This window comes from Parundibacterium terreum (genome assembly GCF_014636315.1).
GTDB lineage: Bacteria > Pseudomonadota > Gammaproteobacteria > Burkholderiales > Burkholderiaceae_D > Undibacterium > Undibacterium terreum.
Window position 1 is genome coordinate 25,705 of the sequence record NZ_BMED01000007.1, and the last position, 23,411, is coordinate 49,115.

Consider the following 23,411-nt stretch of genomic DNA (forward strand, 5'->3'; position numbering starts at 1 on the left):
CGAATTGCTCGCATGGGTCAGTGTGCTAACGCACAGAAACAGCTAAACGGAAATTACGATAGGGAAAGTTGGTAGGCGGGAATATCTGGATGCTCTGGCTGCGGCTACCGGCCTTTGAAGTCACCATTTGCAGCCTTTGCCGGTCACAGTATCCTTTAAGACAAATAGCGGCGCCAGCAAGCCGGTATCGGAATGTGCTGTCAGGCAATCCTTGCGTGCCGCGCCTTCGGCCGCAGCAGCGATCTTTGCCTCGATGCTGACATCGCGTTGTTCTTTGGCCTGTATCTGTTCAGCTAGTGTCATTTCGCGCTTGCTGTCATTTTTGCGCGCCTGCGCGCGCAGGCTATCCAGATCCAATCTTTTTTCCTCGACATGTGCGGTGGGGCGTTCCGGTTCTGCTGCGGGTAGTACTTCCATCCTTGGTACAGCCATGATTGGCTGGCTTTGCGGCGCTGATTGTTTGGTGCGCTTGGCAAGAACCGCAGGCTGAGTGCTTTTGTCCGGTGACAGCGTAGATGGCATGGGCGGTGGTGGGGGAGCTTTAATACTCCTGATGTCCATATAAACCACTGCGCCGTCTATGGACGTTTTGCGCGTGAGCATGCCCTGGCCCAGCAGTGCGTAAAGCGCCACCGTATGGAATAATGCGACGAGAGCCAGGTAGATAACTGGACGGCGCGAGCGGGCATGCTCTGGCGAAAATTGCATACGACTCCATTTCTTGAACAGAATGTCCGGGGCTTACTATGACTAGGATGGACTAGGGCGTAAAAAGTTTCAATTTCATCAATCGCAAGCAATTGCGTCGGTGCAAGCTGCGTTGCCGCTAATCCTTTATACTTTCAGCCTAGATTCCTTTCTGTCTTTCCTCAATAAAATCACCTCATTTGCTATCGTGCTGAAAGCCTCCATGTCTACTATAGATCTTCGCAGTGATACCGTTACCAAACCTGGCCCCGCGATGCGCGCGGCGATGCTGGATGCCCCAGTCGGGGATGATGTTTATGATCAGGATCCTACCGTCCATCGCCTTCAGCATGTAATGGCGGAGCAGTTCGGCTTCGAGGCGGCGCTGTTTTTTCCTACCGGCACGCAAAGCAATCTGGCAGCCTTGCTGGCGCATTGCCAGCGCGGCGAGGAATATATCGTTGGCCAGGAAGCGCACACCTATAAGTATGAAGGCGGCGGCGCTGCAGTGCTTGGCAGCATACAGCCGCAGCCTTTGCTCAACCAGGCGGATGGATCGATTGCACTGCAGGATATAGAAGCCGCGATCAAGCCGGATGATATCCACTTCGCGCGTACCCGCCTGATCGCACTGGAAAATACGATAGGCGGGCGGGTGTTGCCAATGTCCTATTTATCCGAAGTCAGGCAACTGGCGGCTAAGCATGGCTTATCCGTGCATCTGGATGGCGCGCGTGTCTTCAATGCGGCGGTCAAGCTGGGCCTGCCTCCGGCAGAGGTATGCCGCGGGCTGGATTCGGTGTCGGTTTGCCTGTCCAAGGGCCTGGGTACGCCCGCAGGTTCGGTGTTATGCGGTAGCAGCGCATTGATCAAGGATGCCAAACGCTGGCGCAAGATGCTGGGCGGCGGCATGCGGCAGGTGGGGATACTGGCCGCTGCCGGCCTGTATGCGCTGGAACATCATGTGCAGCGTCTGGCGGAAGATCATCAGAATGCCAGCCTGCTGGCTGCCGGCCTGGCAGAGATAGACGGTTTGCCGGTAGAGCCGGTGCAGACAAATATCGTGTATGTGCATATAGATGCTGCAGATGTCGTACCGCTAGCGAGCTATCTGGCGGGCCGCGGCATCGTCGCCAGCATAAGCAAGAGAACCAGGCTGGTCACCCATCTGGATGTCTCTGCGGCGCAGGTGCGCGAGACGGTGCAGGCATTCAAGGACTATTTCAGCAGCAGGGGCCAGGCCTGATTCCATGCCTGCATGCGGCGGCCGGTAAAGCCGCCGTTTTCATTTCATGCTTCTGTGTTGTGCCTTAGTGCAGCACGCGGTTTTTTGTGTCTTCCGCTGGCGGTTTGCGGTGCTGTACCAGGATCCAGGGCCGGACTACAACGGTCCACAGGCTGGCGTTATCGTCCAGCCAGGCCTTGGCCTGCAAGTCGCTGACTTTTGCCAGGTCGCCCGAGGTGAGCCAGCGTGTCACCGCCTCCTTGTTATCCTTGGTCACTTGCAGCGCGGCCTCGATCAGGTCCAGTTCAGGACTCACGGCAATGACGGTACCGGCCGCAAAATGGCGTAATAATTCTTTCCAGGGAAATTGTGCGGTTTCCTGTATCAGTTTGGTCTTCAGTATGTCGTCTGTTTCCATAAGCGTGCAATAGCGATGCGGTCGTGAGTGATAGTGAATTTTAACGCTTCGGCGGCGTATCGGCCTTATTTGTCTGCAGGATCTTTGCCGGATTCTGCGGCTTTGGGAAATGCGTGCATATTGCGCAACACAGGGAAGCCGAACATCCACAGTCCGGTGACGACAAGGGTGGCCACGCCGCCCAGCACCAGCGCCGGCACCAGGCCGAACCAGCCGGCGGTGATGCCGGATTCAAATTCGCCCAGTTCATTGGAGGCGCCAATGAAGACGGCATTGACGGCGCTGACACGGCCGCGTATTGCGTCCGGCGTTTCAAACTGTACCAGCAAGTGACGGATATACACACTGACCATATCGCCACTGCCCATCAGGAACAGCATCAGCAGTGCCAACGGCAGGTTGCTGGTAGCGCCCATCACGACAGTGGATGCGCCGAACAAGGCCACGCCGCCGAACATCCAGCGGCCGACCTTATGCTTGATAGGCCAGAAGGCCAGCACGATCGAGGTCAGCGCAGCGCCCACGCCTGGTGCCGTGCGCAGCAAACCGAGGCCGGTAGGGCCGGTATGCAGCACATCGTGCGCATAGGCGGGCAGCAGCGCCGTCGCACCGCCGAATAGCACCGCGAACAAGTCCAGCGAAATAGCACCGAGTACGACCGGCCGCGACCAAACAAAGCGCAGCCCTTCCAGCAGGCTATGCAGAGTGGCAGGTTCCTTGCGAACGGCAGGGCCGACGATCTTGGTTCTTGTCATCAGTATCACCGCCAGCGTCAGCAGTACTGCAACAACTGCATACACGGCTTTGGGGCCGGCCAGGTACAACAGGCCTCCAAGTACCGGGCCCAGGATTACCGCTACGTGAAAGCTGGACGAACTCAGCGCGACCGCGTTGCTGAAATTTTCTACCGGTACCAGGTTCATCAGTATCGCCTGGGAAGCCGGCATCATGAATGCGCGCGCGCTGCCGAATAGCACCAGCACCGCGAACACCGGCCACACCCTGGTGATACCGGACAGGGTAAAAGCCAGCAGCAGCGCGCCGCACAGCAATTGCGCCAGCAGGCATAGCAGGATGATGCTGCGGCGGTTGTAGCGGTCCGCCACGTGGCCGGCAAACAGGATCAATACGAAGAAGGGTGCAAACTGGGCCAGCCCTATCATGCCCAGATCAAACAGGCTGCCAGTCAGTTGATACACTTGCCAGCCTATCGCCACGCTTTGCATTTGTACGGCAAGCGTGCCCAGTACGCGGGCGGAAAGATAATTTGCGAAATTGCGGTTTTTTAAAACGCTGAAGCCGTTGGCGAGGGTATTGGACATTGTTGATAGAGTGGATATTCAGGATTGATTCATGCCATCCCTCCCGTAGCCATCCTGTAGCGGCGAAAGAAAATGAGCAGGCAGACAGGCGGATATATCGCCTTGCTTACCACGTATAGCCGGGCAGGGGCTTCATGGCTATAGCGATACCAGGAATGGTAGCCGATTTTCGGAAAAGACGATGCCGTCGTGCAATTTCTTGCACTCCTCATTCCCCATTCTTGCTAGGCGATGCTAATCGTTGCCGCGCGTATTGATCCAGTCTGCAGTCCACTCAGCCACTTGATCGCGCCATACCCGGCGTGAAAAAGTGTGGTCGGCGTCGGCTATTTCACGCCGGCTGACGCGTGGTGATGCCAGCAATTTTTTCAGGCTGCCTGAGGATGCCGCGAGGTCCGAAAATTCTTGCGCGGTCAGGTCTTTGCCCGCCAGGATGATCAATACCTTGCCGCTAAAGCCGGCCAGGCCGTCAATCATGCGCTGCGGCAGATCTGCATCCTGCGGCTCATCATCAATTGAGGCCGTGCGCTTGCCGCGTGCTGCCAGCTTGGAAACCAGGCCTGCAAATGAGGAGGCGGCAGAGGAAAAGCTGAAGCGGCCGGAAAATATCTTCTTCCACAAATCAGCCTGGAACAGGCGGTCGCGATAGTAGTGCTTCAGGTAGGCCTTGGCCATGCCTTGCTCGGTCCTGACCCAGGGGTTTAATAGCACCAGGCCGGTGACGCGCTCGTCCTGCGGCGCATAGAACAAGGATGCGGAAGCGCCATCGCACAAGCCCCATAAGGCGACCTCGCGCAGACCGGGTACGGCGGCAAAAAACTGGTCCAGCGCAGTCCGCACATCGTCATGGATGTCGTCGAAAGTACTTTGCGGGCCTTCGCTGTCACCCATGCCGCTGTAGTCGAAACGCATCATAGGGATGCCACGTTCGGCCAGATGTCTGGCCAGCAAGGTGAATTGACGGTGACTGCCGACGCGGTATTGAGGGCCGCCGACGATGACCAGCACGCCGCTGCTTCCTGCTTGTTCAGGCAAGCTCAGGATGCCGTGCAGGCGGTTCGCCAGTGAATCGAAACTGAGTGCAGATTCGGTAAATTTCATGTTATGGCCTCTGGAAGACATCCGTCGTGGCACTGATCCACTCGGGCGCATCGACCGTTTCCTGTGTTGTCCAGAATGCAGGACCATGCACAAAATCCACCCACAGGCTGGCGCCTTGCTGCATCCAGGCGTCGGCCAGTTTTTTTCTGGCAGGCGGCAGGGAGGGATTGCCCGGATTGACGTTTTCCAACCAATATACGGGACTACCTGGAGGAGTCCAGTCGGAAACCTCAAGTTTATCGATGCCGGCGACCAGCTCCGGCGCGATATCGTAGCCGGCGATTTCTATTTTTTCTCCGGCCAGCAGGGCCTGGCGTATGCCCTGGGTGCCGCCATTTTTTTGCTCCGCACCGTTGATCATATCGTTGGCCAGCAACAGTCTGAAAAACTGGTTCAGGTATTGGCTGCCGTTGAAGACCGGCTGCCACAGAACGATTTTCTCGATGTCGGAACGGGCGTCGCGCGCAAAATCCAGCGCCAGCAGCGCGCCCATGCGTACCCCCCACAGCGACAAGGGTTCCTCACCGCGCATCATCAGCCAGTGCTGCGCGCGATGCAGATCATCCTTCCAGATATCCCAGCGCGCATCGCCGAAATCACCGCTGCTGTCACCGCAGCCATACAGGTCGATTTGCAACACCGCATAGCCAGCGGCAGCCAGCGCCCTGGACTGCAGGGCAGCCATGCGCCGCGATTTGTTCATCTCTTCGGCAAAGGGATGGACATGGATCACTGTGCCGCGGCAGGTGACGCCCGGCGGGCAGGGATGGAACAGGCAAAAACGCTGGTCTGCCCCCGCATCGAGGAAAAAGGCTTCAGCGCCGGTATCCCCCGGGGACCTCATTGGCTCAGCTTGCTTTCTACAAAAGCGGCAAGGCTGCCCAGTGTCTCAAAAGTCTTGCCGTTGATTTCATCGTCTTCCACGCTGAAACCAAAGTGCTCTTCAATGGCGGCGATGACATTGACGACGGCCATGGAGTCCAGCTCGGCCATGCCGCCAAGCAGTACGGTGTCCGTATCCAAGTGCGCTTTTTGCGGTCCCAGATTCAAGGTCTCGTCCAAAATATCTTTCAGATATTCAATTGCTTGCATAAATAGTGTCCGGATTTGCCTGGTGAAACGATCAATATTTGCGAGCGTGGCCAGCTTGACCGTATCAGGCGAGGCGCTCGGTTTTTTAATAATTACCGTAACGACATGATACCCGAAGCAGCTTGCGGAAAAGCCGGCGGTAAGTGTTGCTTGCCGCAAATGTGCAAATTTAACCGGAATTTACCATTACCCACGAGCGGATTCTCTATAATACAAAGAGACCGGTTTTTCACGGGGTTGGTTCCTGTGCGCACGCAATGCAGCATCTTCGGGAGATAATTGCCGGACCACACAAGATATTCCATGCAAATGTCTTAATAGCAATCGCCGTTTGTCGAAAATTTTTACGCTTTTTCGAAAAAATAGCCACAGGAAAATATTTTCCTTGATTGACGCACGTAAGTCATTGATAATTAAAGGGTATTGCTAGGCAGGAAAAGTTGGAATGTATCTTGCTTACTACTCAGGTAAGAATCGCAAAATGAACAGGAATAGCAGTTTTTGATATTTCTTGGCGAAAATAAAATGCAGGGATGGAGAGTGTCATGACTACTGAGCAACCACAACACGACAGCAACGAAAAACACCCGCCGCAAGGAATGGTCGAACAGATCACCCCTGCCGGTGAATCGCGTCGCCGCTTTACCAAGACAGGTATTGCTGCATCGGGTGTGCTCGTTACTTTGGCTAGCCGTCCGGCACTGGGCTGTACTGTCGGGGTGTCACCTTCTGTCTATTGCTCAGGTAATGTCAGCGGTCACGGACCTAAAGATACGAGCCACCCAGGCTGCCCGCCGAATTACTGGTCAGGTAATTGTGATCACGGCTGGCCTGGCAGTTGCAAGACCGATACGAAGTTTGAAACCTGCTTTACGGGAACCAACAGCACGTCTCCTTGCTATGGCTGGACATTGATACAAATCCTGGATCCGCAAAATAATTACAAAAAAGATAAAAAAGGTAAAATCACGAGGTTTGTGGATACCAAAGGCGGCCTTGCCAAATATCTGGTTGCCGCTTACTTGAATAATATCGCAGGGAAAGCACCTTTCGTTACCCGCGCAAACATTATTAAAATGTATACTGATGTTTATCAAGGTGGTGGCGGCTACATCCCAACCAAGGGCGCTGCAGCGTGGTCCCCTTCATATATTATGACTTACCTCGGCGGTACCTGGGATTAGCCCTGTTTGCAGGATTCGCTATTTCTTTTAGGATGATGGTTCAAGCATGAAATGGCGAGCAATAGCGGGCGGTTCCTCAATGCGAAACTGGGGAGATGAGTATGTTGTCTACAATCCCCTCTCAGGAGATTCTCATCTCCTGGGTCTGGCCGGCGGCCAGATTTTATTAAAATTACAGCAGGCCCCTCTGGATTCCAAGGCCTTGATGGAACAACTGGCTACTGACTGGCAGTTCGATTCCGAACAAGACGCGATCGCGCAAATAGATGCTTTGTTGACGGACCTGGGTGCATTGGCCTTGATTGAGCGTGCCTGATTGACAGTTTCTTCCTTAAAATTATCCGAGTTAAAAGCCAGGCTAAAGAAGGGTTTGTTCCTTCGCATCGGTCCAGTGACCATGGCCATCCGCAGTACTGTTCCCAGTGTGGTAGAGGGCGTGCGGCTGGTTTATGCCGATTACCCGCTTGCCGATGATGATTTCGCCGATTTCCACGTCACGCTGAATCCTCCACGTAACCTGCGCAGATGGCTCAAGCCGCAGGCGATGTTTGAACTGGATGGCGTTTCTCCTTTCAAGCCTTTGCCGTTCAAGCAGGCATTTCCGATGCTGGAATGGGGAATGAACTGGTGTGTCTCCACCCACATGCATGGTTACCTGATGATCCATGCTGCAGTGATGGAAAGAGACGGCCACGCGGCGATCTTGCCCGCGCCGCCCGGCTCAGGCAAAAGTACCTTGTGTGCGACACTGGTCCACAAGGGCTGGCGGCTGTTATCCGACGAACTGACGCTGATACGCCTCGCCGACGGTGAAATTATTCCTTTGCCTCGTCCCGTCAGCCTTAAAAATGCGTCCATCGACATTGTGCAGCAATATGTGCCGTCTGCAGTATTGAGCCCAAAAGTCTACGACACCCTGAAGGGGACCGTGGCATTGATGAAGCCGCCTGCTGACAGCCTTGCCCGGATTGCGGAAACGGTAAAGCCTGCCTGGATCATTTTTCCCAAGTACGAGGCCGGTGCTGCGACGCGGCTGGAAGCCATACCGCAATCACGCGCCTTCATGCGGGTCGCTGACAATGCCTTCAATTACAGCCTGCTGGGTGCAAGAGGATTTGAGGCCCTGGCTGGGCTGATCGACAAATCCACGGCGTTTGACTTCAACTACAGTTCCCTGGATGAGGCGATAGAAACCTTCGCCTCATTGCAAACTCCTGCCCAAGCACTATGAGCCAGCGCGAACTTATCCTCCAGGCTTTCCGGGCACCGGATACTCTGGCCAAGCTGGAGTTACGCCACTGGGACTTGCTGCTGCGGCAGGCGTGGAAATCCAACCTGATGTCCAGCTTGTATTTTTTGCTGGAAGACAAGCAGTTGCTGGCAACGATACCCGAGCAGGCGCAACGGCACCTGCAGTGGTCTTATTATCTGGCGCAAAGGCACACCCAGGCAGTATTGTGGGAAATCGGTTTTATTCGCAAGGCGCTGGAAGATGCCGGGCTGAGAATGGTGGTGCTGAAAGGCGCGGCCTACGTGCTGGCAAAACTGCCGCATGCAAGGGGGCGCATATTTTCCGACATCGATATCATCGTTCCCAAGGAAAGCCTTGGCAATGCCGAAGGCAGCCTGATGCTGCATGGCTGGCACGCCAGCCATCACGACGAATACGACCAGCGCTACTATCGCGAATGGATGCATGAAATACCGCCGATGGAGCATGCCAAGCGGATGACGGTGATTGACGTGCATCACGCCATTTTGCCATCGACTGCGGCCATCCATCCAGATTCCGCCAAGCTGCTGGCGGCAGCCAGACACGTGGGTGAAGTGGAGAATACTTTTGTATTTTCTCCTGCAGATATGGTGTTGCACAGCGCCGTGCATTTGTTCCATGACGGCGAATACGATAATGGCCTCAGGGACCTGGTGGATATACACGGCTTGCTGCAATACTATGGAGATTCGCCGGAATTCTGGACCACGCTGACATCCAGGGGGCGCGAACTGGAACTGACGCGACCTTTATTTTATGCACTGCGCTATTCTGCGCTGTTGCTGCATACGCCGATCCCGGCGGAGGCTTTGCGCGACGCTGACATAGGGCGGCCCGGCAACCTGCTGCTGAAGTGCATGGACAAACTGTTTACGCGGGCTTTGCTGCCGGACCACTTCAGTTGTAACGACAGATGGACGGCGACAGCCAGGCTGATGCTATACATGCGCGCCAACTGGCTGCGGATGCCACCCTTGCTATTGGCGCGACATTTATTTCATAAGGCTTTTCTTTCTCCCAAGAAAGAAGATTGATTCAATCGTTTTTTTGTACGCAGTACGATCTTTTCATGCTACCCCGGCGATTAAGTGGCGGGGTGTCACGTGCCAGGCTTGACGCTGCTATTTTCATCAGGCCTTAAGCTACAACTTTCACGGCGCGGACGAGTTCGAGCGCGAGGTTCACCATGGCGAATGCCGCTTTTTTAAGACGTTCCACAGTTCTGTGTGCGCTGCTCTGCATGATGTGGGCAGCATCTGCGGCCGAGTTGCCGACGCCGGTAGCGATCGATGTCAGCGGCGTACTGAGTGAGTCCATGACGCTCACTGCGGAAGCCAGAAAATATGAAAATGCGGAAGGTGTTGCGCGTGACTACGCGCGGGCCGTGGAATTGTATTGCGCTGCCGCCAAGCTGGGCTATGCGGATGCGCAGTATGCGCTGGGCTGGATGTATGCCAACGGCCGCGGCGTCCCCAGGAGTGATGAAATTGCCGCTCAGCTGTTTCAGGCAGCGGCGGAGCAGGGGCACAGCCAGGCGAAGGAGCTTACGCAATTTGTTCCCTCCCAGACCTTGGCCTTGCCGGCTTGCCTGCTGGAGGAAAGGATAGTCATAGAACAGCCGCAGGAAGATGCGGCGCCCGGCAATTATCCAAAAGCGATTGCCAAGCTGGTGGACAAGATAGCGCCGCATTATCGTATCGATCCCAAGCTGGTAATGGCTGTTATATCGGTAGAGTCAGGCTTCAATATCAAGGCTATTTCTCCCAAGAACGCGCAAGGCCTGATGCAGCTGACCCCGGAGACGGCGCAGCGCTTCCGGGTCAAGGATGCGTTTGATGCCGAAGATAATATCAAGGGCGGCATCGCCTACCTTCAATGGCTGCTGGCCTATTTCAAGGGCAATGTGCCGCTGGTTGCCGCTGCCTACAATGCCGGCGAAAGGGCAGTCGAGAAATATCGCGGCGTTCCGCCCTATCTGGAGACGATAGAGTACGTCAAGAAAATCAACAGCCGTTACGGAAAATCCCGCCACGCCTTCCAGCGCAGCATCACTGAAGCTTCCCCGGTCGTCATGCGCTGATCTCTTTGCAATACACGCTGATTGCTTAAGGCTGCAATGCGCGGATGGCGCAAAAAAACGGCGCCAGAATTAACCGCGCCGTTTTCGTTATGGATTTGCCGAGCCGCTTACAAAAAGCTGCTCGCGTTTTCCAGGTCCTTATGTGTGCTGCCCTGGTACAGCGCCGACACAAAGGTTTTCCAGTTGGTGTCCGGCGAATCCAGTGTAAAGCCGTAAAAGTCCTTGCCTATGCTGCGCACTGCTTCCACCTGTAGATAGGAGATATCGGCCTTGCCCAGCTTGACCATCACATTGCCCAGGATTTGCAAAGGGATAGGTGTACTGATGCTTGCCAGGAATCCCGATGAAGAAACCTGCACCACATCGATATCGACTTTCTTCTCGGCGCCATCAAGTGCGCGGATGGTCAGTTGGCCCGGGCAGCGCATCGAGAAGCGTTCGTGCCGGCGTATCGGTGCATGCGGGCGATTGCTGGTCAGCTTAGGCAGCACCGACAGATACTCCGGGATATCGTAAATGGAATGCAACAACAGCTTCTGGCGCTCGCTCAGATTGGCAAAGACCCGGGTGCGGTGATTGAAAAAGTGGTGCAATAGTTCGGGCGTCAGCACCGGATCGTTCGTCGTGTAATAGCGGCGTTGCGGCAGCTTGATGTTCGGCATCTTCAACTGCATGAAATAAAAATGCAGGTTGCGGTTGGGCGGGCGCGAGCCATAATGCTTTTTCATGATCTCGGGAATGTACTTGAGATCCAGCCAGGCACCGACTGCCGGCGCACCATTCACAAAGTCATAGTTTTTGATTGGTTGTGCCGTCAGCCTTTTGAAGAACAGCAGCGACTCATACATCTCTATATGATTGGGATTGACCGCGATCACCAGATGGCGCGTATCGAAGAAGGTCGTGCAATATTCATACATGAACTTCATCAACGGGAACAGGATGCTGCCGCCGGTCTTGCGGAACCTCTTGTGCACAGCCAGCGCGGATACTTCAGCGATGTTGCCTTCGTGCTTGCGTACCTCGGTCAGGTCGAACACATTCTGCAGTGGGAAGCCCATTGCATTTTCCCTGATCAGCGACAGCGTACCGACGACTTCGCCATTGAGTTTGGCGCACAAGGTAGTCGTGGTGGGCAGTGCGTGATAGGGAGTAACGCGCATACCGGAGGGATCCGGATTCATGAAGCCGCTGCCTACATAGGCGTCATGCAGCAAAGCGAAACAGGCTTCCAGCTCTTCCTGGGTTTCTGCGATTTTCAATACCAGATGCTGGTTCGGTGCCGGATCGCAGCGAGCAAATGAGCGATACAGCGAGAATTTTTTTGATTGCGGCAACGCACCAGACAGCTTTCTCAGCGCTGTGTGCATGTGCTTTCTAAGGCCTGATATGCCCTTCTTTATCACTAGATTCAACCTCAATAATGGCTATTCAGGTCCGACAAAAAAAGCGCCGGTAATTAGCCTGGAACTGCGAAAAAAACCTGCCCTCTTGCTGGATGCAACGCACCGGATTTGCAGCCGGCCAGCTGGTGAAGGCAGAATTTTGGTTCGCCATTATTGCATGTAAATTCTGGAGTTGACGTTGTCAGTCGGGGAAATGGCTCGCAACAAAGTGCAAAGTCTGTAACAAGTTTCCCTAGGCCAATTTAATGTCTGCGACAAAGCGGCTCGGTTCATTCAGGTCCCTATGGGTTGTCCCCGAGTAGATCGCATTCACAAAAGTTCTCCAGATCGCATCGGCCTGGCCTAAATGGAAACCGTAAAAACCTTTTCCTATGTCACGCACCGCCTCTACTTGCAGATGAGAAACTTCTGTTTTTCCCAGCCATACAGTCGCCTTCAGCGTTACCTGCATCGGTATCGGTTTCAATGCACGCGCCTGAAAACCTTCCAGCGAGACTTCGACAACATCGATGTCTATGTTTTCCTGGCCGTCGTTGACGATCTCTACTGTCACCTGGCCGGGACATTTCATCGAGTAACGCTCGTGCCTGCGCACATGTACGTCGAGACTTCTGGTGGTCAATGGCGGCAATACCGGAATGTACTCAACAATATCGTAGATAGTGTGCAGTAACACTTTCTCGCGCTCGCTCAGATTGGCAAAGCCGTGAGTGCGCTTATTGAAGAAATGGTCCAGCAATTCCGGAGTCAATACCGGATCATTGGTCGTATAGTAGCGCCGTTCCGGCAGCTTGATATTGGCGAGCTTCACTTGCGTGAAATAGGCGTACAGATTGCGCTGCGGCGGCTTGGACGCATAATGTTTTTTCATGATCTCGGGGGCGAACTTCAAGTCCAGCCAGGCACCTACTGCCGGTGCACCGTTGACGAAATCATAGTTGTCCACCGGGGTGGCAGTCAGTCGCTTGAAGAACAGCAGCGACTCATACATCTCGATATGATAGGGATTGACCGCGATCACCAGATGGCGCGTATCAAAGAAGGTCGTGCAATATTCATACATGAACTTCATCAGCGGGAATAGGATGCTGCCGCCGGTCTTGCGGAACTTGCGATGCACAGCCAATGCCGATACTTCCGCGATATTGCCCTCATGCTTGCGCACATCGGTCAGGTCGAAAATTTTTTGCAGTGGGAAGCCCAGCGCGCTTTCGCGTATCAGCGATAAAGTGCCGACGACTTGCCCGTCATACTTGGCGCACAGCGTGGTGGTGGTGGGAAGCGCATGGTACAGGGTGACCCGCATGCCGGACGGATCCGGTTTCATGAAGCCGCTACCGACGTAGGCATCATGCAGCAGCGCGAAGCAGGCTTCCAGTTCTTCCTGGGTTTCTGCGATCTTCAGTATCAGGCGTTCATTCGGTTCTGGATTGCATTCGACGAAGGAACGATACACGGCAAACTTACCGCTCTTTGGCAAGAAGCTGAAGGCTTTTCTCAATGTCTGATGCAGCAGCTTGCGAGCGTCTTTTATTAGTCGATTGTTCGCCATATTCTCTCCGAAGACGGTTGGTTATCTTGCGTAGTCAAAGAGGAAAAAGCTAGCCTCAACACAGAACAGATACCAATATCATTATTATACGAACTCAGAGCGGAAATTGCTTGGTCCATGCATTGCTGAAACATTGAAATCGAATACGGATATTGCTTTTCACCAATCACTGTTGAACATCATGCCATAAGGATAGACAACTAGATATAGAAATTGAAAAGAGGAAATTGCTTTCGGCTATGAGTTTTCGCTGCATTTAATTTCGGTGCCCTGCAGACATCAATGATTGAAAAATTTCGTCGCTTCCATCACTTGTTCCGCGCACGCGCCGCCAATCTCTGAAGATGTCAATGTCAGGTGATAACTGCCAATTATTTCGCATCAAGGATTTGGAAATAAAAAAGGCCCTGCAAAAGCAGGGCCCTCCTCAAAGCTGGGTGAACCCTAGCTAATTATTTTGCAGCGTTGCGACGACGCAGTACGCCAGCAGCCAGCATGCCCAGGCCGATCAAAGCCATGGAGCCTGGTTCAGGGATTGCACTACCGTTGAATGTGCCGGAACCTGTCGCAAACAAGATGGAATTGGTTGGGAAGGTTGTGAAGCTGTTGGTGAAGGAGAAGTCCGAACCGTCAGCTTGAGTATTTGTATTCAAATAGCTGTCAGCCAGGCCGCCAGTAACGTCCCATTGACCATTGCCCAGCAGACCGCCGACCAATTTGCTACCAGCCAGGCTTGTGAAATTAATACCTGTCAGGCTGGTGCCATTGATGTTGTGACCTGCCAATTGCAACCACAGTACGCCGTTAGTTGTATTTGCATCATTCAGGCCGAGCGCGCCAGCTGCAGTCGCGTCTTTCGATACGTCTACATAGATGGAGATAATGCCGCCTGTGTAGAAAATAGTTTGGCCAGTGCCAGCAGGGGTTGGAACTGTACCGGAGCTAACTGGTGTGTAGCCGGAATACTTGAATGTCAGTTCGCAGCCTGGGCAGAAAGTGGAATCAGTATTCAGCTTGGTGATGATACCGTAGCCGCTCAGTTCGCCAGTGCTAGGATTGATCGATTGTGTGATCGTGTCTGTAGTGCCAGACAGGTTCAATGGTGCGTCCGGATCAAAAATAACGCCGCCGACGTTGATAGGTGTTGCGTGTACGGAGCCAACCAGAGCCATCGCAGCTGCAGCACCGAACATTGCTTTTTTCAGAAAGTTCATTTTGTTTTCTCCAAGGAGTAAATTTTGTTTCGCTTTAGACGACTTCGACAGTCTCTTGCCTTGGTATAAAGCATGTAGCGTGCCAGGAAATGTTGTTGCGGTGTAAGTCGTTGAAAACAAACAATAAATTAAAAATTTTCCCAGGAAAAACAAGTTGGTTGTGGCGAAATATTTTGATCAGTGTAAAAAATATCGACAGTTAAAAATGGCCTTTCTCATAGTGCGCTTCTGGTAATTCTTACAGTTCTGAAAAGAAAATTTTCTTAAAACCATCATTTAAATGCGTCTTAACTGTAGCGGCCGGGAGCCAGGATATTCGCCGGATCAAGATGGTTTTTGAGTTTTCCGTGGAAATCGCGCGCATGATGTTGCAGCGAAGCCAAGTGTTGCATGGAGTGAATACCTACCCTGTAAGGGAAATAGCCCATCTGGCGCCCGGTTTCCAGCAAGTCCTGATAGCAGTTGTCGGCGGCAAGCTGTGCTTCCGGCTTTTGTTTTTCAAAAATGATAGGGACCGTACTGTCAAAGACCCGGTCGCTGATCGAGGTCAGCGTGATCAGTGGTTCGATGCCGTGCTTTTGGGTGATTTTCTTGACCATCTCCACATAACTGCGTACCCCTGCAGGGCGCATGGGAACCAGCGGCGGATACCAGATCAGGCCGCATCCATCGGCTGCCGGATTGCGCAAGGCACCACCGGGAGGATGGGGGTTGCGCCAGTAAGCCAGCGGTAAAGCCGTTTCATTTGGGCGCCCCGCCACCAGTTGCAGTGACTTGGCCAGGGTATTGACTGTGCGTGCCAGCCTTTGTCCGCCGGCTCCCGGTATATAGCCCGCCACTTTTGCCAGCGTACCGGCTCGCTCCGGGCTGATGAAAAGTAGCCGGCTGGCAACTCCGGACAGCGCTGCGCGTATTTCTTTTTGTGCCGCCGCAACGACCCGCTTGCTGCCGTAGAGCGTGCCAAAACCGGTCCACGGAAAAATCTGGTACTGCTTGCCGAGTTCGCTGATCACCGCGGCCGGAATCATGCCGTTGGCGTCCAGCCTGTCATGCGGAAACGGCGCAGACATTGCCAGCACGCGGTGCTGGTTCATCAAATTGATGCCGCCTACTATGCCGGGAAATCTGGACAGAATGCCGCGTATTCTTTCCACTGCTGTCTCCAGCAGGCTGTCGTCCTTCAGGCTGAACAGGCAAGCCTTGATGCACTCTGGCCTGCGGGCCAGCGCAATGCTCATGCGCGTCACCACGCCAAAACCGCTTTGCGTGAACAGGCCGCTGGATCCCGGGCCTATTCCCCCTTTGAACAAGCGGGCGAGATCTTCTCCTCCTGCTTCACGCATCGCAGTGCGATACAGCGAGCCGTCCGGCAGTACCGCTTCCAGATCGGTCACCGCAGCAAAATGGTCGGTGTACGGGGTGATGCCATAGCCCCGCTCCAGCGCATTGCCAAGCAGGCTGACAGTTGGACCTGCTCCCGTGACGGGTACCAGAAAAGGATGCGCGCCCTGGTCGAGGAAATCTGTCAGCATGCCCTGCGTGACGCCCGGTTCAAGGGTGACGACACCTAACTCTGCATCAAAATGCACGATGCGTGTCAGCCTCGACAAGTCGAGGATCATGCAGTCGTTGCTTGCGGGCAATGAGCTACCGTAACCCCAGTTTTTCCCGGTGCTGATCGGGTATACCGGTACTTTGTGGCGGCTGGCGATGCGCATGACTTCCGGCAGCAGCTCGCTGTCCAGTATCTGCAGCGCACCGTGCAGTCTGCGCGTTATGCCATTGGTATCAGCGCCGTAAGCAAGTTCGGCTGCGCGGGCATCCAATACCTGGGAGGCACCGAGCAAGCGGGCCCAATCTGACATGGCGGCTTCTGAATTCATATTGGCTCCTGTTTTCCTTCCTGAGGCGCAGCTGGCACGGAAAGCGCAGGCTGAGCTCTTTATTTCCAAGCGACGAAAGCGACGACACGGAATAGGCGGCATATTGCTGTAAAAAAGCCGTCAAATGGCTGGAGCCGTGATGATAGCTATAGACCCTAAGCATAGGCTCGGCAAGTATATTGCATCTACTTAAATTCTTTCTGGCAATTACCGCTGGTGATTCCCGTTAACGCGTGCGCAGCGAGGGAAATTGCCAAAAGGAAATAAAGCGAAAGTATCAGCCGCCGATTTACCCGTTCCTGTGTCAATACTGCCTACATCCGTAGGCTTAAAGCGCAATTATGGGCTGAAATAGGTTTAGTGTCTTATTGGAATGTAGTATCCTCCGATGAATGTTTTTATTGAATAATTTTGCTGTTTTCAGTTATTTGGAGAATTGATTTTGCGGATCGCCAATCACCACGTTTCACGGATTACGGCTTTTTTGCTTCTTGTTGAATTTGCGGTAGCAGTAGCGGCGGTTTATCTGGGGGCGGTGATACGCTTTTTTGACAAGCATTCTCTGTATCTTCCCCAGTCCGACAAGTTTTTGCTGTCGGCGCTGGCGTTTGCAGCATCGATCATCTTCAGCATGAGCGCGCTGGGTATGTATCAGATCAATTATCGGGAAGGCTTGCGCAACACCTTTTTGCGCCTGATGCCTTCCTTTGCGCTGGGTTTCGGCATTATCACGCTAGTTTTCTACCTGTTGCCGGAACTGTATTTTGGACGCGGCATTCTGGGCCTGGTAATGATTTTTGCCGCAATAATGATATTGGCCGCACGCGGTTTGATCTTTAAATTTTCTGAAGTCGGTCTGCTGAAATCCCGCATTCTGTTTTTGGGCAGCGGTGCACTGGCCAAGGAGTGCCGTGAGCTGGCAATGAATAATATTGCCTATCACCAATACGATGTAGTCGGCTTTGTTCCGTTGGCAGGCGAAGAATGCAAAGTGCCGGAATCCGCATTGATACCGCAAACCGAAAACCTCGCTTTACTGGCCCAACGCCTGAATGTGGGCGAGATTGTGGTTTCGGTGCAAAACCGGCGCGGCGGGCAATTTCCCTTGCAGGAGTTGCTGGATTGCAAGTTGGTCGGCGTTAAGGTAATCGATGCGGCCGCCTTCATCGAACGCGAAGCCTGCCAGATCCGCGTCGAGTCACTGCAGCCCGGCTGGCTGGTTTTTGGTGACGGGTTTAATCAAAGCTTTCTGCGTAAGTTCGGTAAACAATCTTTCGATCTGATCGTCAGCGCGCTGATATTTGCGATCACGCTGCCCATCATGCTGGCCACTGCCTTGCTGATTTTCATTGAAGACCAGGGCCCGATTTTCTACAAGCAGGAAAGGGTGGGCAAAAACGGCCGTACCTACATGGTCCTGAAGTTTCGTAGCATGGGAAGCGATGCGGAGAAATCCGGCAAGCCACAATGGGCAACCAATAATGACCCGCGCGTGACACGGATAGGAAAAATCATCCGCAAGCTGCGCATCGACGAACTGCCGCAGATCATCAATGTACTGAAAGGCGAAATGAGCTTTGTCGGTCCCAGGCCGGAACGCCCATTTTTTGTGGATCAGCTTTGCAAGGAAGTGCCTTTCTACAATATGCGGCATAGTATCAAGCCGGGCATTACCGGCATGGCGCAGGTCCGGTATGCATACGGCGCCTCGGTCGAGGACTCCGTACAAAAACTGCAATACGATCTGTACTACGTCAAAAACAATAGCCTGTTCCTGGATGCGTTGATCCTGATAGAAACCGTGCAGGTGGTACTGCTCGGCAAAGGTGCCCGATGATCTTCGGCTGCCAATCTATGTTATCGGAGTCAGCGGAGCGCGTACCGGCCCATCCACTATGCTGAGCAGCGTAGTCTCCCTCAGCTACACGCTGGCGGCGCTGGCTTTTTTCCTGTTGTCCGTCATGTTGTTTACCCGGTGGCGCGGACGCCTGCACTGGCTGTCCCTGACCGTTGCCAGCATCGCTTCATTTCTATGGGCGCTGGTGCTGGCCCTGCATGCCTCGCACGGCATTGCCCCGGGCCTGCTGGCCAACACGCTGGAAATCGTCCGTGGCGCAAGCTGGGTTGTCTTCCTGTTGATGCTGCTGCGTCCTGGAAGCCAGAGCGACGTCACAGTATCTCCAAAGATGAGGGCTTACGCGAAGGGCATCCTTATTTTTCTGGGAGTGCTGGTGCTTGCCACCATATGGACCAGCTTTCCGGCCCTGTCTTCTCCCGCTTTGTTTGGCGCCGTCAATACGCTGGGCCGGGTAGCGCTGGCTGTCACCGGCATGTTGCTGGTCGAGCAATTATTCAGAAGTACTTCAGAAAAAGGGCGCTGGAGCATCAAGTTTGCCTGCCTGGGTCTGGCGGGCCTGTTTGCCTATGATTTTTACCTGTACAGCGATGCGATGCTGTTCCGCGTTATCAATGGAGAGATATGGGCTGCGCGCGGGCTGGTGGATGCGCTGACGGTGCCCTTGCTGGCGATCTCGTTGGCCAGAAATCCCAAGTGGACGCTGGGCATGCAGGTATCGCGCCGCATCCTGTTCCATTCCGCGACCTTGTTCGGCTCCGCCGTGTATTTGCTGATCATGGCGGCAGCCGGTTATTACCTGCGTTTTTTTGGCGGCGACTGGGGCTCGGTGTTGCAAGTGGCCTTTCTGTTTGGCGCTGCGATCGTGCTGCTCATTTTACTGTTCTCCGGTTCGGTCAGATCCTGGCTCAAGGTGTTTATCAGTAAGCATTTTTACAATTACAATTACGATTACAGGGAAGAGTGGATACGTTTCACCCGCATCCTGTCCGGTAGCGGGCCGGCCTTGGGCGAACGCGCGATCAAGGCCGTTGCTGCCTTGGTGGAGAGTCCGGGTGGGATGCTGTTTATTGCGAAAGAGTCGGGCAATTGCGAACCCGTCGTGCAGTGGAACATGGAAGAATCGGTTGGGCATGCGGAACCTGTCAACAGCAGCTTCTGCAAATTTTTGCAGGACAAGCAATGGGTCATCGACCTGCAGGATTGCCAGATCCATCCAGACAAGTATGATGGACTGGAAACCCCGGAGTGGCTATTGAACGTAGTAAGGGCATGGCTGGTACTGCCGCTGGTATTCCAGGGCCGCCTGTTTGGATTTATCCTGCTGGAGCAGGCGCGCAGCAGGCTGGAGCTGAACTGGGAAGTGCTGGATTTGCTGAAGATTGCCGGCAGCCAGGCGGCCAGTTATCTGGCGCAGCAAGAATCGGCCAATGCCTTGATGGTGGCGCGCCAGTTTGAGTCTTTCAACCGCATGTCCACTTTCATGGTGCATGACTTGAAGAACCTGGTGGCCCAGTTATCCTTGTTGCTGGCAAATGCGGAAAAGCATAAGGATAATCCCGAGTTCCAGAAAGACATGGTCGATACGATAGACAATTCTGTGCAAAAAATGAAAGTGTTGTTGCAGAAGCTGGCGCGTGGTTTTGATGCAGAAAAGTCCGAATCGCTGCCGCTGGATGAGCTATTGCGGCAGGCGGTGGAATCCAAGTCTCCTTATGAACCCAAACCTGTGCTTGAGATACAACAATCCAGAATTGCAGTGACCGCTAATTGGGAGCGCCTGGAGCGGGTAATCGGACATATTATCCAGAATGCAGTCGAAGCAACGCCCAGGGATGGTAATGTCAGGGTATCGCTGAAAAAACAAAACAATACCGCCATCGTTGAAATCCGGGATACCGGCGTCGGCATGAGCGAAGAATTCATACGCGACAAGTTGTTCAGCCCTTTCGAGTCAACCAAGTTGGCCGGCATGGGCATAGGCGTGTTTGAAACCAAAGAGTATATTCAGGAATTGGGTGGCACACTCGAAGTCAGCAGCCAGCCCTCAAAAGGTACGAGCTTTGTCATTACCTTGCCGTTGCAAGTTAAAGATGAACCTGCCTTGCAGGCAAATTAACCGCAAAAGGTCATACCGTGAGCCAGGAAAAAAAGAAGCTATTAATCATCGAGGATGATCTGGGTCTGCAAAAGCAATTGCGCTGGAGTCTGGATGCCTATGACGTGCTGGTCGCGGGTGACCGGGAGAGCGCGCTGGCCCAGGTACGGCGCCATGAACCGGCAGTGATCACCATGGATCTGGGTTTGCCGCCCGACCCTGATGGCGCGACCGAAGGCCTGGCCATACTGCAGCAAGTGTTGTCGATGGCGCCCGATACCAAATTGATCGTTTTGTCGGGCAACCAGGAAAGGGCTAATGCTGTGAAGGCGATCAGCCTGGGCGCCTATGATTTCCATCAGAAGCCTTGCGATCCTGAAATGCTGGGCCTGGTCATAGAGCGTGCTTTTTTTCTGCATACCTTGCAGCAGGAAAACCGCCGCATGTTGCAGACGCAGGCGGCTTCGCCGATGTCGGGCGTGATCACGCGTGATCCTGGCATGCTGAAGGTTTGCCGCAATGTGGAAAAGGTCGCTCCGTCCTCGGCATCCGTCATGTTGCTGGGCAGTAGCGGCACCGGCAAGGAAGTGCTGGCAAGAGCCCTGCATCAACTGAGCCCCAGGGCGGATAAGCGCTTCATGGCCATTAACTGTGCTGCCATACCGGAAAACTTGCTGGAGAGTGAGTTGTTCGGCTACGAAAAAGGCGCCTTCACCGGTGCCGTGAAACAGAATATGGGCAAGATAGAACTGGCCCATGAAGGCACTTTCTTCCTGGACGAGGTCGGCGACCTGCCTATGCCGTTGCAAGCCAAGCTGTTGCGTTTCCTGCAGGAGCGAGTGATAGAGCGCATAGGCGGGCATAAGGAAATTCCCGTAGACGTGCGCATTGTCTGCGCGACGCACCAGAACCTGAAGGAGCTGACCACCACCGGCCGCTTCCGTGAAGACTTGTATTACCGTCTGAGCGAAATCGTCATCAATATCCCGCCGCTGGGCGAGCGTACCGGCGATGCGGCTTTGCTGGCCCACCATTTCAAGAACAAGTTCAACGCCAAGGAAGGACGCCCGGGACTGAATTTCAGCCCGGAAGCATTGGCGATGATAGAGAGCCATCCATGGCCCGGCAATGTGCGCGAGATGGAGAACTGTATCAAGCGCGCGGTGATCATGGCGGACGGCCCGCAAATCACTGCCGACGACCTGGGCCTGTCTTCGTCGCCTAGCGAGGAAGAACCCATCAACTTGCGCCAGATACGCGAAGATGCGGAATATAAGGCTGTCGTCAAGGCGCTGGCGCGGGTAGATGGAAACATCGCCAAAGCGGCAGAACTGCTGGGCATCAGCCGGCCCACCTTGTACGATCTGATGAACCGGCACGCGATCAAATGAATGAGTCTGGCCCCTGGAGTGTGGCGGTATAGGCAATGAGCGACCTGGTCCATGAATTAATCCGGCAAACGGCCGCGCTTACCCCTGCTGCGGAAGCGCTGTGCTATCAGGCACAAAGGCTGAACTACGCAGAGCTGGAAGAGCAGGTCGGACGGTTTGCCCAGGGTTTGCTACAGGCCGGTGCTGGCCGCGGCGATAGAGTTGCCGTCTATCTGGAGAAACGGATAGAAACCGTCGTTGCCTTATTCGGCGCGTCGGCTGCCGGTGCCGCCTTTGTGCCGGTGAATCCTCTGTTGAAGGCAGATCAGGTCGCCCATATCGTCAACGACTGCGATGCCCGCATACTGGTAACGTCCGCCGACAGGCTGGCCGCTATTGCTCCTGTGCTGCAATCCTGCACCGGCTTGCATGCGGTGATCGTCGTCGGCAGCAAGCCAGGCATGCCTCCGGCTCTGCAAGCAAACACCGCTTGCAGCTTGCTGGCGTGGGAGAACTGCCTTCCGGCTGGCATATCACCACTTACCCACCGATGCATAGACAGCGATGTCGCCGCGATCCTGTACACATCAGGCAGCACCGGCAGACCCAAGGGCGTAGTGCTATCGCATCGTAATATTCTTGCTGGGGCGCAGAGTGTCGCCGGCTATCTTGGCAATCATTCCAAGGACAGGATATTGGCGTTGTTGCCGCTGAGTTTCGACTATGGCCTGAGCCAGCTTACGACCGCCTTCCTGAGCGGCGGCACTGTCGTGCTGATGAATTACCTGCTGCCGCGCGATGTCGTCAGTATCGTCACCGCAGAGCGCATCACCGGTCTGGCTGCTGTGCCGCCGCTATGGATACAATTGGCGCAGCAAGCCTGGCCGGCGGATTGCAGCTTGCGCTACCTGACTAACTCAGGCGGCGCGATGCAGCGGCCCACCTTGCAGGCATTGCGTGCAGCGTTGCCGGACGCCCAGGTGTACCTGATGTATGGCCTGACCGAAGCCTTCCGTTCCACCTACCTGCCGCCGTCGCAACTGGATATCAGGCCGGATTCCATGGGCAAGGCCATACCGAATGCAGAGATACTCGTGGTCCGTCCCGATGGCACCCCGTGCGCACCGAATGAGCCCGGCGAACTGGTGCACAGAGGCGCGCTGGTATCCCTTGGTTACTGGAACGATCCGCAAAAAACCGCAGAACGCTTCAGGCCCTTGCCGCAGACTTCGACCGCTTTGCCTTTCCCTGAAATTGCAGTGTGGTCCGGCGACACGGTGCGCATGGATGAAGAGGGCTATCTGTATTTTATCGGCCGCGAAGACGATATGATCAAGGTCTCCGGCTATCGCATCAGTCCAACCGAGGTGGAAGAAGTCATTTACAGTTTTCCGGATGTGGATGAGCTGGCGGCCGTGGGCGTAGCGCATCCGCAACTGGGGCAGGCCATCGTTGTTGCGATAAAACAGAATGCCGCAGGCAGCTTGAGTGCCGATACATTGCGCAAAGAATGCCAGCGCCGCCTGCCGGCATTCATGGTGCCTGCACATATAGAAATAGACGCCTCCAGCCTGCCGCGCAATCCGAACGGAAAAATTGACCGCAAGGCTTTGCAGGCCCGTTTTGCCGATCTGTTCAAACCCTGACAATT

General features: G+C 54.5%; 20 protein-coding genes. 10 read left to right on the plus strand and 10 right to left on the minus strand.

What is annotated here, in order from left to right; translation table 11 throughout:
- Positions 1-120: 120 nt before the first annotated feature.
- Positions 121-708 carry a hypothetical protein gene (locus IEW12_RS25250; RefSeq protein WP_188568924.1) on the minus strand — a complete coding sequence of 196 codons (588 nt, stop codon included), beginning with the start codon at positions 706-708 and terminating at the stop codon, positions 121-123.
- Between the two features lie 202 nt (positions 709-910).
- On the opposite strand from IEW12_RS25250, the gene ltaE reads away from it, so the two are divergent.
- Positions 911-1,933: a low-specificity L-threonine aldolase gene (ltaE, locus tag IEW12_RS25255; protein WP_188568925.1), complete on the plus strand. Its 1,023-nt coding sequence runs from the start codon at positions 911-913 to the stop codon at positions 1,931-1,933.
- A gap of 64 nt (positions 1,934-1,997) precedes the next feature.
- On the opposite strand, the gene IEW12_RS25260 is transcribed toward ltaE, so the two are convergent.
- The 5 genes from IEW12_RS25260 to IEW12_RS25280 form a co-directional block, all read right to left on the minus strand.
- Entirely contained in the window at positions 1,998-2,330 is a 333-nt protein-coding gene (locus IEW12_RS25260) for a DUF2288 domain-containing protein (RefSeq protein WP_188568926.1), read from the minus strand.
- Between the two features lie 65 nt (positions 2,331-2,395).
- Positions 2,396-3,652 (minus strand): MFS transporter, encoded by a 1,257-nt coding sequence (locus IEW12_RS25265; RefSeq protein WP_188568927.1) that lies wholly within the window; start codon positions 3,650-3,652, stop codon positions 2,396-2,398.
- 234 nt (positions 3,653-3,886) lie between these two features.
- The gene (locus IEW12_RS25270) at positions 3,887-4,753 is read right to left on the minus strand and encodes a hydrolase 1, exosortase A system-associated (protein WP_188568928.1); all 867 of its coding nucleotides are present in this window, start codon (positions 4,751-4,753) and stop codon (positions 3,887-3,889) included.
- Between the two features lies 1 nt (position 4,754).
- Positions 4,755-5,597 carry a hydrolase 2, exosortase A system-associated gene (locus tag IEW12_RS25275; protein ID WP_188568929.1) on the minus strand — a complete coding sequence of 281 codons (843 nt, stop codon included), beginning with the start codon at positions 5,595-5,597 and terminating at the stop codon, positions 4,755-4,757.
- Positions 5,594-5,845 (minus strand): acyl carrier protein, encoded by a 252-nt coding sequence (locus IEW12_RS25280; RefSeq protein WP_188568930.1) that lies wholly within the window; start codon positions 5,843-5,845, stop codon positions 5,594-5,596. The genes IEW12_RS25275 and IEW12_RS25280 overlap by 4 nt, the downstream gene beginning before the upstream one ends.
- A 545-nt stretch (positions 5,846-6,390) precedes the next feature.
- Between IEW12_RS25280 and IEW12_RS25285 the strand changes: the two genes are divergently transcribed.
- The 5 genes from IEW12_RS25285 to IEW12_RS25305 all read left to right on the plus strand — a co-directional run bounded on the left by IEW12_RS25285 (position 6,391) and on the right by IEW12_RS25305 (position 10,382).
- Positions 6,391-7,029 (plus strand): hypothetical protein, encoded by a 639-nt coding sequence (locus IEW12_RS25285; RefSeq protein ID WP_188568931.1) that lies wholly within the window; start codon positions 6,391-6,393, stop codon positions 7,027-7,029.
- 79 nt (positions 7,030-7,108) lie between these two features.
- Positions 7,109-7,345 carry an HPr-rel-A system PqqD family peptide chaperone gene (locus IEW12_RS25290; RefSeq protein WP_188568932.1) on the plus strand — a complete coding sequence of 79 codons (237 nt, stop codon included), beginning with the start codon at positions 7,109-7,111 and terminating at the stop codon, positions 7,343-7,345.
- A 54-nt stretch (positions 7,346-7,399) separates the two neighbouring features.
- The gene (locus tag IEW12_RS25295) at positions 7,400-8,260 is read left to right on the plus strand and encodes an HprK-related kinase A (protein ID WP_268237273.1); all 861 of its coding nucleotides are present in this window, start codon (positions 7,400-7,402) and stop codon (positions 8,258-8,260) included.
- Entirely contained in the window at positions 8,257-9,336 is a 1,080-nt protein-coding gene (locus IEW12_RS25300) for a nucleotidyltransferase domain-containing protein (RefSeq protein ID WP_188568934.1), read from the plus strand. The genes IEW12_RS25295 and IEW12_RS25300 overlap by 4 nt, the downstream gene beginning before the upstream one ends.
- 206 nt (positions 9,337-9,542) lie before the next feature.
- On the plus strand, positions 9,543-10,382 hold the full coding sequence (locus tag IEW12_RS25305; RefSeq protein WP_188568935.1) for a lytic transglycosylase domain-containing protein: 840 nt from the start codon (positions 9,543-9,545) through the stop codon (positions 10,380-10,382).
- 107 nt (positions 10,383-10,489) lie between these two features.
- On the opposite strand, the gene IEW12_RS25310 is transcribed toward IEW12_RS25305, so the two are convergent.
- The 4 genes from IEW12_RS25310 to IEW12_RS25325 form a co-directional block, all read right to left on the minus strand.
- Complete coding sequence (locus tag IEW12_RS25310; RefSeq protein WP_229751349.1) at positions 10,490-11,752, minus strand: N-acyl amino acid synthase FeeM domain-containing protein; 1,263 nt, start codon at positions 11,750-11,752, stop codon at positions 10,490-10,492.
- A gap of 268 nt (positions 11,753-12,020) precedes the next feature.
- On the minus strand, positions 12,021-13,340 hold the full coding sequence (locus IEW12_RS25315; protein ID WP_188568936.1) for an N-acyl amino acid synthase FeeM domain-containing protein: 1,320 nt from the start codon (positions 13,338-13,340) through the stop codon (positions 12,021-12,023).
- Between the two features lie 452 nt (positions 13,341-13,792).
- The gene (locus IEW12_RS25320) at positions 13,793-14,554 is read right to left on the minus strand and encodes a PEP-CTERM sorting domain-containing protein (protein ID WP_188568937.1); all 762 of its coding nucleotides are present in this window, start codon (positions 14,552-14,554) and stop codon (positions 13,793-13,795) included.
- A 287-nt stretch (positions 14,555-14,841) separates the two neighbouring features.
- Positions 14,842-16,437 carry an FAD-binding oxidoreductase gene (locus IEW12_RS25325; RefSeq protein WP_188568938.1) on the minus strand — a complete coding sequence of 532 codons (1,596 nt, stop codon included), beginning with the start codon at positions 16,435-16,437 and terminating at the stop codon, positions 14,842-14,844.
- A gap of 484 nt (positions 16,438-16,921) precedes the next feature.
- On the opposite strand from IEW12_RS25325, the gene IEW12_RS25330 reads away from it, so the two are divergent.
- Genes IEW12_RS25330 through IEW12_RS25345 form a run of 4 tightly spaced genes read left to right on the plus strand, consistent with a single transcriptional unit; the run spans position 16,922 to position 23,406 of the window.
- Complete coding sequence (locus IEW12_RS25330) at positions 16,922-18,274, plus strand: TIGR03013 family XrtA/PEP-CTERM system glycosyltransferase (protein WP_229751350.1); 1,353 nt, start codon at positions 16,922-16,924, stop codon at positions 18,272-18,274.
- Positions 18,275-18,332: 58 nt separating this feature from the next.
- On the plus strand, positions 18,333-20,411 hold the full coding sequence (prsK, locus tag IEW12_RS25335; protein ID WP_188568939.1) for an XrtA/PEP-CTERM system histidine kinase PrsK: 2,079 nt from the start codon (positions 18,333-18,335) through the stop codon (positions 20,409-20,411).
- 17 nt (positions 20,412-20,428) lie between these two features.
- A complete protein-coding gene (gene prsR / locus IEW12_RS25340) occupies positions 20,429-21,781 on the plus strand; it encodes a PEP-CTERM-box response regulator transcription factor (RefSeq protein ID WP_188568940.1) in 1,353 nt (450 codons plus the stop codon).
- A 35-nt stretch (positions 21,782-21,816) separates the two neighbouring features.
- A complete protein-coding gene (locus tag IEW12_RS25345) occupies positions 21,817-23,406 on the plus strand; it encodes an acyl-CoA ligase (AMP-forming), exosortase A system-associated (RefSeq protein ID WP_188568941.1) in 1,590 nt (529 codons plus the stop codon).
- Positions 23,407-23,411 lie beyond the last annotated feature (5 nt).

Bases quoted from the DNA above. Each gene is read 5' to 3' on its own strand.
- IEW12_RS25250 (WP_188568924.1), bottom strand. From the start codon at position 708: ATGCAATTTTCGCCAGAGCATGCCCGCTCGCGCCGTCCAGTTATCTAC.
- ltaE (WP_188568925.1), top strand. From the start codon at position 911: ATGTCTACTATAGATCTTCGCAGTGATACCGTTACCAAACCTGGCCCC.
- IEW12_RS25260 (WP_188568926.1), bottom strand. From the start codon at position 2,330: ATGGAAACAGACGACATACTGAAGACCAAACTGATACAGGAAACCGCA.
- IEW12_RS25265 (WP_188568927.1), bottom strand. From the start codon at position 3,652: ATGTCCAATACCCTCGCCAACGGCTTCAGCGTTTTAAAAAACCGCAAT.
- IEW12_RS25270 (WP_188568928.1), bottom strand. From the start codon at position 4,753: ATGAAATTTACCGAATCTGCACTCAGTTTCGATTCACTGGCGAACCGC.
- IEW12_RS25275 (WP_188568929.1), bottom strand. From the start codon at position 5,597: ATGAGGTCCCCGGGGGATACCGGCGCTGAAGCCTTTTTCCTCGATGCG.
- IEW12_RS25280 (WP_188568930.1), bottom strand. From the start codon at position 5,845: ATGCAAGCAATTGAATATCTGAAAGATATTTTGGACGAGACCTTGAAT.
- IEW12_RS25285 (WP_188568931.1), top strand. From the start codon at position 6,391: ATGACTACTGAGCAACCACAACACGACAGCAACGAAAAACACCCGCCG.
- IEW12_RS25290 (WP_188568932.1), top strand. From the start codon at position 7,109: ATGCGAAACTGGGGAGATGAGTATGTTGTCTACAATCCCCTCTCAGGA.
- IEW12_RS25300 (WP_188568934.1), top strand. From the start codon at position 8,257: ATGAGCCAGCGCGAACTTATCCTCCAGGCTTTCCGGGCACCGGATACT.
- IEW12_RS25305 (WP_188568935.1), top strand. From the start codon at position 9,543: ATGATGTGGGCAGCATCTGCGGCCGAGTTGCCGACGCCGGTAGCGATC.
- IEW12_RS25310 (WP_229751349.1), bottom strand. From the start codon at position 11,752: ATGCACACAGCGCTGAGAAAGCTGTCTGGTGCGTTGCCGCAATCAAAA.
- IEW12_RS25315 (WP_188568936.1), bottom strand. From the start codon at position 13,340: ATGGCGAACAATCGACTAATAAAAGACGCTCGCAAGCTGCTGCATCAG.
- IEW12_RS25320 (WP_188568937.1), bottom strand. From the start codon at position 14,554: ATGAACTTTCTGAAAAAAGCAATGTTCGGTGCTGCAGCTGCGATGGCT.
- IEW12_RS25325 (WP_188568938.1), bottom strand. From the start codon at position 16,437: ATGAATTCAGAAGCCGCCATGTCAGATTGGGCCCGCTTGCTCGGTGCC.
- prsK (WP_188568939.1), top strand. From the start codon at position 18,333: ATGCTGAGCAGCGTAGTCTCCCTCAGCTACACGCTGGCGGCGCTGGCT.
- IEW12_RS25345 (WP_188568941.1), top strand. From the start codon at position 21,817: ATGAGCGACCTGGTCCATGAATTAATCCGGCAAACGGCCGCGCTTACC.